Here is a 13,548-nt window from a genome sequence, read left to right as displayed (position 1 = left end):
GGTTCCCTGCTCAGTTGTTTAAGGTCCATTAGTTCGGTAAATAAGGTAAAGGTGAAAAATTTGGAATACATGTACGCTGCGATGCTTCTTCATAGCGCCGGAAAGGATGTCGAGGAGATATCCATAGGCAATGTTCTAAATGCCGCGGGTATCTCACCTGATGCCGTCAGAGTGAAAGCACTAGTTGCTGCCCTAGCAGAGGTCGACATAGATGAGGCCCTCAAGGCCCCCGTTCTCTCCGCCGCCGCTGTCCCAGCCGCTGTCGCCCCTGCAGAGGTGGTAGTGGATGAACAGCCTAAGGAAGAGGAAAAGAAAGAGGAAGAAGAGGACCTCCAAGGACTCAGCGCCCTCTTTGGAGCCTAATCACTCCCCAAAGTTTCTTCTAAATATAGAATTTAATCTAATTGAAGTAGGCATAGCTAAATGCTGCTTGGCAGTCTATATCTCGTTTATTGCCTTTGGCTATCTTTGACTGTTATATGATCCCGATTAAGGTGAGTTAATGACTAGTTCTTACAGGCTGAAAAAATTATACATGGATTTTTTTCAGAAAAACGGGCATAAGGTTATTGCGAATGCGTCCCTCACACCGGAGAACGATCCCACTGCGTTGTTCATATCGGCAGGAATGCATCCGCTTGTGCCATTTTTACTAGGTCAAAAGCATCCAAGCGGGAGAAAACTGGTAAATGTGCAGAAATGCCTTAGAACCAGTGATATTGGCGAGGTAGGGGACAGTTTCCACCTCAGCTTCTTTGAGATGCTAGGGAATTGGTCTCTTGGAGACTACTTCAAGAAAGAGGCGATAACGTGGAGCCACGAGTTCCTCACAAGTAAAGAGTGGCTAAATATCGATGTAAGGAAGCTTAGCGTCACGGTCTTCGCCGGGGATGAGATAACACCCATGGATACGGAGAGCGTGAGAATATGGAAAGGACTCGGAATCCCAAAGGATAGAATATTTCATCTGCCTAGAGGGGATAATTGGTGGGGGCCCATAGGTAGCACAGGGCCGTGTGGACCAGACACAGAGATCTTCTATGATCAGGGAATGGAACCCTGCGGAAACAAATGTAAGCCTGGCTGCTCCTGCGGAAAATACATCGAGATCTGGAACAACGTGTTCATGGAGTACAACAAAACCCAGGATGGGGAGTACAAACTCCTTAAACATAAGAGCGTCGACACCGGGATGGGAGTCGAAAGAACGGTCGCGGTCCTACAGGGGAAGGATAACGTTTACGAGACTGAGATATTCGCTCCCCTGGTTGATGAAATAATAGAACGATCGGGGTTAGAAGCAATCTCTGAAAATCAGATTAGAAGCGTTAGAATAATAGGTGATCATGCTCGTACGGCCACTTTCATTCTGGCAGAGGGAATAATTCCCTTAAACGTAGAGCAAGGATACGTTCTGAGAAGAGTCATAAGGGGAGCCATAAGACACGGAAAACTTTTGGGTATTGAAGAAGAGTACCTAAGCGGTCTGTCTCACATAGTAATAGAGATGTATGCTGAAGATTACCAACACCTGAAAGCGAACGAAGACTTCATCGTGATAGAGCTTAAAAAAGAATACAAGAAGTTCAGAAATACGCTAGCCAGAGGTCTAAACAGATTCAACAGGATGGCTCGAAAAAAGGAAAGAATCGACGGCAAAGACGCCTTCCTTCTTTACCAGAGCTTTGGATTCCCTATAGAGATAACACGGGAACTGGGGAAAGAGAACGACATTTTAGTCGACGTGAACGGCTTCAATGAAGAGTTTGAGAAACATCAGAAAGTTTCTAAAGCTAGCGCTGATAAAAGGTTTGGCAGTGGCTTAGCAGACACGTCCGAGGCATCAGTGAAACTACATACCGCAACGCACTTACTCAACGAGGCGTTGAGACGCGTCCTGGGGAAAGAAGTCACCCAAAAGGGTTCAAACATAACCCAGAAGAGAATGAGATTTGATTTCAACTTTGACAGAAAGCTCACTGACCAAGAGAGCAAGGACGTAGAAGAAATAGTCAACAGGAAGATCAACGATGCTCTCCCAGTCAAGAGAACTGAGACCACGCTAGAAAATGCGATAAAAATGGGGAGTCAGGCGGTATTCAAGCAGAAATACGGGAAAAAGGTCACCGTATACTCTATTGGCAACTTTTCGATGGAACTGTGTAGTGGCCCACATGTGGAAAATATCGGGGAGTTGGGACGATTTAAAATAATAAAAGAGGAAGGGATTTCCGCAGGCGTGCGGAGAATAAGGGCAGTTCTAGAATGATCTAGCCTCTGCGTTTCCATTTATTCAAAAAAAATAACAAGGTCAGACCACTACATAGTAAAAAAGAATAGAAGCTAAAAAATGGCTAAAAAGTTGGACAAGAGAGCGCCTTCTCGGGTAGAGTGTCGGACCTTACTCGAGGCCATTGACAATGCTCAGTAAGCTGTCTGTCCGCAACTGTTTTTATTCATAACCTTTATTCCACTCTCCATTGAGGTTTAACCCGAATTACCACCAAGGATAGTTGGATTCATGGTTGACTGGAAGCATATCGAGGAGAAATGGAGAAATAAATGGGCTGACGAAAGGGTCTTTGAGATAGACCCGGATCCGGATAAACCAAAGTACTATTTGACAGTGGCCTATCCTTATCCCAACTCGCCCCAGCATATCGGCCACGGCAGAACCTATACTCTCACGGACGTCCACGCTCGATTCAGGAGAATGCAGGGCTACAACGTCCTTTTCCCTATGGCGTGGCACTTCACCGGGACCCCCGTCATCGCAATGGTAGACAGACTCAAGGAGAGAGACCCCGAGCTTCTTACCACCTTCCTAAACCTGTACAACATAAAGAAGGAGTGCCTCCCTAACTTGGAGACCCCAATCGGGATGGCGAGCTACTTCGCCCAGGAAATCAAGACAGGTATGCAGCTTATGAGCTTCAGCATCGACTGGCGCAGGGAGTTTACCACCATCGATCCTTACTATAGCAAGTTCATAGAGTGGCAATTCACCAAGCTCCGCCAGAAGAACTTTATCAATCAGGGAAGCCACCCCGTGGGCTGGTGCCCTAACTGTGGCAATCCAGTGGGCCAGCACGACACCATAGGTGACAAAGAACCTGAGATAGAGGAGTACACTATACTAAAGTTTAGACGAGGCGACGTGATTTACCCAGCAGCCACTCTGAGGCCTGAGACCATCTTTGGGGTCACTAATATATGGCTAAACCCCAACATAGTTTATCTCCAGATAAAAGTGGAAGATGAGGACTGGATAGTAAGCAGCGAAGCCGCCAATAAGTTCCAGTTCCTAGGACGCGATGTCAAGGTCATAAACAAGTTCTTGGGAGCCAAGCTCATCGGGGGTACCCTCACCAACCCAATGACGGGGGCAGAGCTCCCGATTCTACCCGCGAGCTTCGTGGAGCCTAAGAACGCTACAGGCGTAGTGATGTCGGTTCCATCTCATGCTCCATTTGACTACGTCGCATTGGAGCAACTCAAGAAGGGACCAAAAGAGATTTTCGACCGCTTTGGGTTGAAGAAAACCGAGTTGGCTAAGCTGAAGCCAATCAGCCTCATAGAGCTTCCCGGATGGGGGGAGAGTCCCGCTGTGGATGTCGTAAAAAAGAAGGGGATCACAAACCAGAACGACTCCAAGCTCGAGAAAGCGACCAAGGAGGTCTATAGTCAGGAGTTCCACAACGGCAGGCTCCGGAGAAACACTGGACAGTACGCTAACCTCACCGTGGAGAAAGCGAAGGACGCCGTCAAGAAGGACCTTATCGCAGACGGAAGAGCTACAACGATGTACGAGCTCATCGAGTCCGTGCAGTGCCGTTGCGGGAGCGACGTCCTCGTCAAGATCTTTGAGGACCAGTGGTTCATCGACTACGGTAACCAGTCTTGGAAGGAGTTAGCCCACGAAAACCTTGCAGGAATGAAGATAATCCCTAAGGAGCTCAGGAGGGAGTATATCCATGTCATCGACTGGCTGGATAGAAAGGCCTGTGCCCGGAACGTGGGGATGGGTACTAAACTCCCCTGGGAAAAAGACTGGATCATAGAGAGTCTTAGCGACTCCACCATCTACATGGCATATTACACGGTCATCAAGGACATCAACAGGGTGAATCCAGAGGCCGAGGCTCTAACTGAGCAGTTCTGGGACTATGTCTTCCTAGGAAAAGGCAACGTTGAGGCTGTCTCAGAGACCACAAGCATCTCAACAGAAGACCTTGTAGCCATTAGGGGTCAGTTCCAATACTTTTATCCCCTCGACGCCAGGCACTCCGGAAGAGACCTGGTACCTAACCACCTCACATTTATGTTCTTCAACCACGACGCCATCTTCCCCAGGGAGAACTGGCCTCAGGGCATATTCGTCAACGGGAGCGTCCTCATGGAAGGGCAAAAGATGAGCAAATCCATGAACAATATTATCCCCTTAATCAATGCCATAGACAAGTTCAATACGGACCCTTTACGCCTTGCCCTAATGATCACCGCGGAACCCCTCAAGGACGCCGACTTCAGCCCCGAGCTGGCGAAGTCGATGCAGGGCAACTTGGAGCGATTTTACGCAGACGCCATTGAGATCGTAGGAGAAGAAGTGGAAGGAGAGCCCACACTGACTGACATCGACAAATGGATGCTGAGTCGCCTCCAGTTTTATATCTCCGACGCAAATGAAGCCATGACAGAGCTCAAGGTAAGGAGGACCATCCACGCTGCCCTCTACGACCTCAACGGGGACCTGGGCTGGTACAGCAAGCGTGTTAACTCAATGCGAGGGCAGGCAGAGAGAAAGAACGCCGTCAACTATGTACTCAAAAGGGTTGTAGATGCCCAGGTGAGGATATTAACCCCATTCACACCCCACCTCTGCGAAGAAATCTGGGAGTCCATGGGTTGTGAGGGATTCGTCGCATTTGCACCTTGGCCCACTCCTGAGCTGGAAGAGGTGAACCCTGAAGCTGAGGAGCGGGAACAGAGCGTCAAGAACAGCCTCGAGGACATTCAGAAGATCGTGAAGGTGACGGGTATCAACCCAAGTAAGATCAGTTTTTACACTGCCACATCATGGAAGTGGAAAATCTACTTGAGGGCATTAGTACTCTCCAAGGAAGGAAAGTTGGACATCGGTACCCTAATACGGGACGCCTTCAAGGACGATGAGATAAAGACAAGGGCCAAAGAGGTCCCCGGCTTCGCCAGGATGGTTGTGAAGGACGTCATAAAGACCCCCGATGCCATTGTAGAGAGGAGACTTACGATGGGCCAAGTAAACGAGGCCAACCTTATCGAGGACGCCACAAGCTTCTTCAAGCAAGAGTTCGGGTGCGAGGTCACCGTCGCTAATGAGAGTGACCCGTGGATTGAAGACCCTGCAGATAGGGCAAAAAGGGCAAAGCCTTACAGACCTGCGATCTACGTCATGTGACCTTTTTCCCTCTCGTTTCCCCCCTTTATTTGAAAAATAGGGTCTCCAGTTCCTAGGCTAGTCCATATGAATAGGAAGCCTGATGAGGCATATATCACAAGGAAAGCGGTTTAGAATATCAGCCCTGCTGCTAGGAGGCTCTATAAAAAGAAGACAGAAGAAATCTTTTTGAAGATTTACATGAGATCGAGGGCACTGACCTTCATCGCCCTGTGCAGCGCCTTACCGGCTAGATAGGTCCGTTTCAACTCCTCGAACCACTTACGCTTAAGGAGCCTTCTGTAGAGCCTCTCGGAGCCTTCATGTCGCAGGCCTAAATTAGGAGGCCCATGAAAATAATGTGTATGCCGAATAGGAATATTACCAGGAAACCGCGTGCGCGGCGATGCTCCCTAGAACCACGTAAAAATCCTTGTTTTTCAGGAGATAGGTGCTTATCTGTGGCTTTAGTCTCAGGAAGTTAGCCCTACTCTGATTCCAGACTATTCTTTTCCTCGCTTTTCTAATATCTCGGCGATTGTTGATTCTCTTGTCTTAATGAACTCGTTACTATAGTGAAATCCTAGAAAGAGAGAGACAACGCCCCCAAGCTCGAAAATGAAGAAGAGACTGGGCTCACCAAAGAACGCGAGGGCGGATCCCCCGATCATGGGCATGACTCCCCCGAGGAATAGCGACAGATTGTATATTCTGCGCCTGTCCTTTATGAAGCTCCAAAGAGCCCCGAGAATCAGTGTAAATCCACCGATAATGTTGATTATTATCGCCCAGAGCCTTACCGTCATGGGGTAAGCATCGACTGCGGTGTGGAATGCCTTCCCCAGAGGCATCTTGAAGGCCTCAACTATTACGTCGTCGTCAAGGGGAGTGATTATCCCCGTTACGAGGAGGCCAAGACAGAGGATTCCGATAATAGTGAGGAAAATGTCAGCCTTACGCTTACTTGCGAGTAGGTAGAGCACGCCCGCGCCTAGGAGTCCCACAAGAGGGGACGCGAGGATGTAGTAAACTTTGAAGGCGATCACGTTTGAACCGAGAATTTCGGGGTTCATTAGAAACTCTATAAACGCAGTGATAGTGTAGAAGAGCATCGAGAAAGTCCATAGAAGTTGGTGGAACTTTTTCCGCTTAACATACTGGCGGGCCAGCTTATATGTGAAGAAGGCTGCCACGATCGCAGTGAGTAAAGGCAATCTATACAATTCTCGAACCCTTCCCCCCCGAGAATAGTTGACCACACATATTTAATATGTGTAAAATGTCCAAGCAAAGTTTCGGTGGATCACTAGGATAAATCTTATACTCACGCGCGCTTCAGCAGATGGGTTGCCACATTAAACAAGACCTCTCTCACACCGGAGACCTTCTAAATCGCTAGGTGAGTTTGTTCATGTGGACTAAATAGCTATAATATAGACCCTTCAGACCAGATTGTATGACCGTATGTTCCTGAAAAGATGAGGTGCTTCTTGACGGTAACGGGAACTCGGAGGTCTAAATGTTGGCAAAATAATTTTGATCAGGTTATCTTAAACTTGAGTATCATGGATAATTGTTAAACCCCGACGAATGTATCACGGGGGAGAGAGGGGCACGGGGATGGTGAGGCGTAGACGAGGGTACAAGAGAGGGTATCCAGTCGCGATCCTCATCGGCTTCGACCGGGATCGCGCCTTCCTGTGGCGGGTCTATAGTCAGGTCATCAAGCCTTACTCTACAGTCAAGGCTCCGCGAGGAGGCAAAAGAGAGAGATATAATTTCCATGAGACCGTCGTGAATGCCCTGAGGCCAGTCCTGAAAGAGGGTGTTGGGAGCGTCGTTATGGTGTCCCCAGCGAGAACAAGCCACATGAAGGAGTTTCTCGACCATGTTGTGAAACACCAGCCATGGTTAACGAAGGGCGCCAGGTCCATATCGGTCACGAGTATTGTGGGATCAGCCACCACACAGGAGGAGGTCTCCGCGTTAATCAGGACAGGGAAGGTTCAGAGGGCCATTATGACATCAGCAGCGGAGGAAGCAGACCGAGTTAAGGGTCTTCTGGAGAGACGGCTCACGCAGGATGATATGAACCATATCCTGTACTCCTTGCAAGAGGTGGAGGAAAGGATTTTCGGACAGAAGATAAAGGGGAGACCCAAACCGGAACATCTGATCATTACGGACAGGTTCCTAGCCGCTCACAGAAGAAGAGTCCAGAGGCTCATGGTGACCTCAAAGAATAGAGGGATCAAGGCTTATGTTGTCGGTGTAAACACCGCCGCTGGTCAGCGTGTGGAACAGCTGGGAGGGATGGTTCTCCTCACCAGATCCAGTTTCGACTGATGATTTCTTTTAGGGTTATATGTAACCAGAGTCATCCAGGTTCATTCAAAGAGAAGGTGTCTAAGAAAAATGACGGGAAAAAAGAGGGTCTTGGAGAAAAATTTGTCGACCCCCTGTCCTTACTCATTGACTTTATCTAACTCGTGATTTGATGAAGTGTTTGAAGTCCTAAGAAAAGATACCATACTGGAGTGCCGGGATGACATCGGAAAAGACAGGGAAGAGGAGGCTGGTGTTCATAGTCTCAGCTATCTCGGCGCTCAGGGGCGCTGTCTTCAAGGCCTGGAAGGTCATCTGGCAGCCCTTCGTCCTCAGCCTAGGGGTCTCCATGGCTAGACTCGGAGGCTTAGAGAGCTTACTTGATCTCACGAAGATCATGATGATGCCGTTCCTCGGAAAGGCCTCGGATACCTACGGAAGAAGGAGATTTATCATCGCCCAAGAGGTCCTCATCTTAGCAGCAGCGGTCCTCTATATATACGCAGAGTCCTGGAGATTCTTATTCCTCGGTGTCATTTTCACTGGCCTATCCCTGGCTGTCCATCCAGTCTGGAACACCGTTATCGCCGAGTCCTCGGAAGGAAAAAAACTAGGATATACCTACAGCCTCGTGCGAACCATCACGTTGGGTCTAAGCCTCGTAGCAACTATCGCAGCGGGTCATATAGCCACCTCATACGGTTTTCAACCCGTCTTCACTGTGGCGGCAGTCTTGGCACTCCTCTCGTTTCTAGTGGTCGTATTGAGACTACCAGAGACCATCTTTGCGGACATAACGGGTTCAGTCAACTTGAGGGAACTCACAGGATCATTCATGGAGACATTTAGACCTCCACGATACCTCTGGGGATTCTATATCGCTATGTCAGCAGACCTCATCGCCTTCAACCTTGGCTACAGACTCTTAAACGGTATGCTCTCCCAGGGCTATGGATACACCCCAGCTATGTTAGGGCTTATAACCGCAGCTAACATCGGGACGACCGCAGTCGCTCAGATTCCGCTTGGAAGGCTTGTGGATAGGATCGGCTATGTAAAGTTCTTGGTAATTTCCCAGCTTATCGCATCTGGAGCCCTCGCCACACTTATTGTCTCGAAAAGCTTCCCCGTCGTCGTCACTGCCCACATTATATTGGGTATATCAGCCGCATTTTGGGAGCCCGCAGAATGGGCGTGGATCGCAGCAAACGTGGACCCAGAAAGGAGAGCCCAGGCCATAGGGGGGTTCTCAACATTCAAGGGACTCATCGCGTTCCCTGCTCCTTTCATTGGAGGTCTACTTTTCGATGCATTTGGATTTGACCTCCCCATTTTCCTCAACTTTAGTATTGCACTGATCGATGTCGTCCTTATCTATGCTTTAGTTCAAGAGAGGGTAAGACCAGAAGCAACCAGGGATACGCCTGTTTCAGAGAAGGAAATCCCTTAACCTAAATGTCACCTCTGAGAGGGTCAGATTGAGAGAATCTATGCAAAAAATAGCAGTCATGAGCTACTACCGCGGGGCCTACACTCTTTACCCCAAGATAGACTCCTAGAGCTCTGGGAGAAGAGCGATATTGCTCGTGTAATAATAGAAAGGAATAACAGAACTACAATCTTCTTGAGGGATCCCGATGGGTGAAGGCGAAATTCGTCTAATAATGCCCCGGTGTTCATCCACCAAGGTTAAGCGCCTATATCCTAATCTATTCACGGTAGATATGCCGGAAGAATATGATATCCTCATCAAAAACGCCTCGATAGTGAATGGTACGGGAGCCCCCGCCTTCAGGGGCGCCCTAGCGGTCAAAGAGGGTCAAGTAGCGGCCCTAGGGAAGGTGGAGGGGGACATTAAAGCGGACGCAGAGACGATCATCGACGGAGAAGGCCTTGTAGCAAGTCCAGGATTCATCGATGTACACAATCATGGAGACCTGAGTATCCTCTATTACCCCGAGGCTGAGAGCTTCGTCCGCCAGGGGATAACCACATTTGTGGGGGGTCAGTGCGGTAACAGCCCCGGTCCCTTTGGGGAGTATATTGGGCTCCCCTGGGTCCTCAGCGATCTCTACGTCGACCTCTCCCCCACGCTTTTCAACAGGGAGTGGCTGATCCCCCGAGATCTCCTCAACCCGAGGCATAAAGAGCTCTTCGGCTGGGAGATCGACTGGAATACCATGGGGGAGTTCTTTCAGAGAGTTGAGACAAAGGGATTAAGCCCCAACTTCGCCCCGCTGGTGGGTCAGGGAGACGTCAGGAGCCTCGTTATGGGCACGGACTTTAAACGGGAGGCGACAACAGAGGAAATCCACGAGATGACAGTTCACGTAGAACGAGCCATGGAGGACGGCTGTATCGGGATCAGCGTCGGCCGGGACTATGACCCTGGTATCTACGCTGGCTTCGACGAGTTTCTTGCCTGTGCCAAGGTCGCCGGTAAATATGGTGGCATTTATGCAAGCCACTGTCTCAGCACGGGCCACAGAAAGTCACGGAAGCCTGGACAGTTTCCCCCCGTCAAGACCGAGGGACTTTTAGAGGCAATCGATATAGGCAGGAAAACAGGGATATCTGTCCAAGTCTCTCACCTCGGCGCGGTCTTTATTGTCAGACCCATGGGGAGCGAGATTATGACTGAGGCGGCCGTGAAAGCTACCCTCAAGATGATCGATGACGCTCAGAAGGAGGGGATTGACGTCAGCTTCGATGAAATACCAAATCATAGCACGGGAGGGATAGGTGGTACCCCTTGGCTTGTAAGTTATCTCACGCCATGGTTACGAATAACGGGTAGCCCCTGGCAGTTAGGGGAGGCCCTGAGGATTGAGGAGTTCCGAGATGAGATCAAAGAAGCCATCTGGGCTGGAATGCATTACGGGCTCAACCCTAACGTCAATGAGGGTTGGGCGAAACAGCGCATAATTGTGGAGTGCCAACACGAGAGATTTCTTGAAAAGACCCTAGCGCAAATAGCAGTGGAACTCAGAATCGACGAGCTTGACGCCCTATTCACAGTCGTTTCAGCAGACCCAGAGACGAAGGCCATTAGAAAGGGAGGAAACGAATGGGTGAAGCTCATGTTCTATCAGCACCCCCAAGCCATGATAGGCATAGATACATTTGGGGTCAATGACAAGAAGATCAGCAGGCACCCACCTTGGGGACTGCCCAGTGAAAACAGCTATGGGGGCTACCCCCGATACCTCAGGCAGGCATACAGGGAGTCGGGCACCCTCAGCCTCGAGGAGGCCATCAAAAAGGTTACGAGCTTCCCTGCAACGAAATTCAAGCTACGGGGCAGGGGAATCCTAGCTGAGGGAGCCCATGCCGATATAGTACTTTTCAATCCCGAGACGGTAACCGATAAAGGAGATCAGTTGAACCCTCGGCAATACCCGGAAGGGATCGAGCACGTTATCGTTAACGGGATACATGTCGTGAAGGGATCATCCCATACGGGAGCCAGGCCCGGGAAGATATTGTATCGGGAGTAGGGCTTGCTCCCACTTTTCTCCAATTTGGAAAGTGCGCGCGAATAGTACTTATGTAATAATAAAAAAATACATTATTCGCTATTATCGATATGGGGGCTAATAGTTACTCCCCCACTTGCAAAGACTAGTTTCCTATTGCACTTAGGGCAGCGCCCGTCATATTTCTTGATGATGTCCTGAGGGGACTTTAGTAGGTCTCCCTCATAGAGAAGATAGTTACACTCAGAGCAGGTCACTTTCTGTGGCATAAAGACGTCCCGGATATCAAGCGAGGGACCTCCTTTAAAGGGTTCTTAACAGAGAGTCTAGGATCAAGATATTTAAAAAACCCATATATTTAGGGGGTTACATGTTAACCTTCTTGAAAGGAGGCAGAGAACGATCCCATCAGTTGGTGAACGGCTTGCTAGGTTCTTGGAAGGATTCGGCAAGGGAAAACGGGGATTACCCAGTGTCTCCCCAGCAGTCGTGTCAATCATCATGATCCTGTTTACGGCCTTTATCGCAGGCGGTGGAATCTATGATCTCCTAGATAACCCGCCATCCCTCTACCCCTCGGGCAACAGATGGGTGGCGGTGCATCCTTTCCAGTCGGATCAGACCATCAACGAGAGCATCGTGAGCATGCTTCTCACTCTTTTCATGGTAGGGGGGCTCATCATTGCCTATAAGAGCACCAAGGTTTCCAACGACTCGAGAAAGGCGAACTCGATGGTTGTCATCGGCATCACCCTCATCCTAATGGGGCTCGCCGGGAGTCACTACCTCCTACTCCTTAAGAGTACCATTGGGCGCTAGAGAAAAAGGTTTAACGACGGTGACAGGGATTAACCTTCGGTGTAATCTTTGAAAAGGATTGGATTTATAGGATTGGGTCTCATGGGCAGAGGGATGTCCATGAACTTGGTGAAGGCCGGTTTCCCCGTCACTGTCTGGAACAGGACGACCTCAAAGATGGCCCCCCTAGTAAAGGCCGGGGCGAAAGCGTCATCCTCCCCAAAAGAGGTCGCAGCAGCCTCGGATATTATCGTGAGCATCGTTACCGACTCCAGCGATGTTGAGATGGTGATCCTAGGCTCCAAAGGCGTGATTCATGGAACGAGTCCAGGGGACGTAGTGATAGATATGAGCACAATTTCCCCGGCGGTAACGAAGAGTATAAACGATCATCTTGGGAAAAAGGGGGTAAAGATGCTAGACGCCCCGGTAAGCGGGGGCGCTATCGGTGCTCGGGACGGGACCCTCAGCATCATGGTGGGGGGCGACGATGAGACGTTCAAAGGGTGCCTCCCAGTGTTAAAAGCTATGGGGAAGACCATAACCCACGTTGGTGGAAACGGGATGGGTCAAACGGTTAAGCTCGTCAATCAGATCCTGGTGGGAACGACTATGCTTGGTGTCGCTGAAGCCCTCATGTTTGCAAAAAAGTCTGGTGTTGACCTTGAAAAGTGTCACGCCGCAGTCTCTGGGGGAGCCGCAGGGAGCTGGCAGCTCACCAACAATGGGGCCAGGCTGCTGAAGGGGGACATGGACCCGGGGTTTAAGATAAAGGACTATTTAAAAGACCTGAGGCTCATCATGGAGGCTGCAGCTGAGGTCAAAATGCCCCTAGTGGAGTCCTCTGTAGTCCAGCAAATGTATAAAAGCCTAGAGGCGGATGGCCTCACCGAGAAGGGCACCCAGGCAATTATAAAGGCGGTCGAGAAGCTCGCCGGGGAGACCCTCGTCTAACCCTCTTTGTATCAGGGGGAATAGGGATAACTCCACCAAAGATCTTCATCCGGGAGTTTTTCGAGCACTATATAGTTTCCTCTAATCACACCCATAACATTACACCATGAATTTGAATAAGCTAGGGTTTAGCATATCAGATATAGTGATGTTTGTCTCAGATATTTGGCTAAAAAGTTAATACGTGTCCCCTAGACGGCAAACACCCGGATTCCTGCATCCTGGAGGATAACGCCGGTGGTCTTTGGGGACAAGCAGTTCATCAACAGATGAACAAAGGCGCACGCGAAAATTCAGTCTGGTTCCCAGAGACATAAAAAGAAATATGTTTCGCAAGGTTTTTTAGAACCGTTTAACTGGGTTGAAGCGAAGATGAGTAAGAGTAGGCGCCCGGTCTGCATAGGTATGATCGGCGCAGAGGACGATTGCGACGTCTGCGAGTGGAACAGAGGGTGTCAGGAGATGGCCGATGGAATAGACTCCGCGATAACCCGAAAGGGGACACACGTGCGGATCGTGAGCAAATACAAGGAGAAGAAATACAAGCCCAAGGGTAGATAGCCCTGGTTCTACGTCACG

General features: G+C 49.7%; 11 protein-coding genes. 9 read left to right on the top strand and 2 right to left on the bottom strand.

The features are described 5' to 3' along the window. The first annotated feature begins 60 nt into the window (after positions 1 to 60). From rpl12p to leuS, 3 genes are all read left to right on the top strand, one after another. Positions 61 to 363, top strand: a complete 303-nt coding sequence (rpl12p, locus tag QGG23_02740; GenBank protein ID MDP6048350.1) for a 50S ribosomal protein P1 — start codon at positions 61 to 63, stop codon at positions 361 to 363. Between the two features lie 139 nt (positions 364 to 502). Then, positions 503 to 2,269: an alanine--tRNA ligase gene (locus QGG23_02735; protein ID MDP6048349.1), complete on the top strand. Its 1,767-nt coding sequence runs from the start codon at positions 503 to 505 to the stop codon at positions 2,267 to 2,269. Positions 2,270 to 2,521: 252 nt separating this feature from the next. Further along, the gene (leuS, locus tag QGG23_02730) at positions 2,522 to 5,437 is read left to right on the top strand and encodes a leucine--tRNA ligase (protein MDP6048348.1); all 2,916 of its coding nucleotides are present in this window, start codon (positions 2,522 to 2,524) and stop codon (positions 5,435 to 5,437) included. A gap of 482 nt (positions 5,438 to 5,919) precedes the next feature. On the opposite strand, the gene QGG23_02725 is transcribed toward leuS, so the two are convergent. Then, positions 5,920 to 6,630, bottom strand: coding sequence for a hypothetical protein (locus QGG23_02725; GenBank protein MDP6048347.1), 711 nt, complete (start codon positions 6,628 to 6,630; stop codon positions 5,920 to 5,922). Positions 6,631 to 7,006: 376 nt separating this feature from the next. Here QGG23_02725 and QGG23_02720 point away from each other — a divergent pair, with 376 nt between their 5' ends. The 3 genes from QGG23_02720 to QGG23_02710 all read left to right on the top strand — a co-directional run bounded on the left by QGG23_02720 (position 7,007) and on the right by QGG23_02710 (position 11,238). Beyond that, a complete protein-coding gene (locus QGG23_02720) occupies positions 7,007 to 7,762 on the top strand; it encodes a hypothetical protein (protein MDP6048346.1) in 756 nt (251 codons plus the stop codon). A 199-nt stretch (positions 7,763 to 7,961) separates the two neighbouring features. Further along, on the top strand, positions 7,962 to 9,191 hold the full coding sequence (locus tag QGG23_02715) for an MFS transporter (protein ID MDP6048345.1): 1,230 nt from the start codon (positions 7,962 to 7,964) through the stop codon (positions 9,189 to 9,191). A gap of 187 nt (positions 9,192 to 9,378) precedes the next feature. After that, complete coding sequence (locus QGG23_02710) at positions 9,379 to 11,238, top strand: amidohydrolase family protein (protein ID MDP6048344.1); 1,860 nt, start codon at positions 9,379 to 9,381, stop codon at positions 11,236 to 11,238. A 71-nt stretch (positions 11,239 to 11,309) separates the two neighbouring features. Here QGG23_02710 and QGG23_02705 read toward each other — a convergent pair whose 3' ends face one another. Beyond that, complete coding sequence (locus tag QGG23_02705; GenBank protein MDP6048343.1) at positions 11,310 to 11,486, bottom strand: hypothetical protein; 177 nt, start codon at positions 11,484 to 11,486, stop codon at positions 11,310 to 11,312. Between the two features lie 166 nt (positions 11,487 to 11,652). Here QGG23_02705 and QGG23_02700 point away from each other — a divergent pair, with 166 nt between their 5' ends. From QGG23_02700 to QGG23_02690, 3 genes are all read left to right on the top strand, one after another. After that, positions 11,653 to 12,036: a hypothetical protein gene (locus QGG23_02700; protein ID MDP6048342.1), complete on the top strand. Its 384-nt coding sequence runs from the start codon at positions 11,653 to 11,655 to the stop codon at positions 12,034 to 12,036. Positions 12,037 to 12,084: 48 nt separating this feature from the next. Next, a complete protein-coding gene (locus tag QGG23_02695) occupies positions 12,085 to 12,969 on the top strand; it encodes an NAD(P)-dependent oxidoreductase (GenBank protein ID MDP6048341.1) in 885 nt (294 codons plus the stop codon). Between the two features lie 372 nt (positions 12,970 to 13,341). Continuing rightward, positions 13,342 to 13,530: a hypothetical protein gene (locus tag QGG23_02690; protein MDP6048340.1), complete on the top strand. Its 189-nt coding sequence runs from the start codon at positions 13,342 to 13,344 to the stop codon at positions 13,528 to 13,530. Positions 13,531 to 13,548 lie beyond the last annotated feature (18 nt).

It is taken from the genome of Candidatus Bathyarchaeota archaeon, from assembly GCA_030739585.1.
In the GTDB taxonomy this organism is placed as follows: Archaea; Thermoproteota; Bathyarchaeia; order TCS64; family TCS64.
The sequence above is the reverse complement of the archived record's forward strand: the minus strand, read 5'-3'. Positions and strand labels throughout refer to the sequence as shown.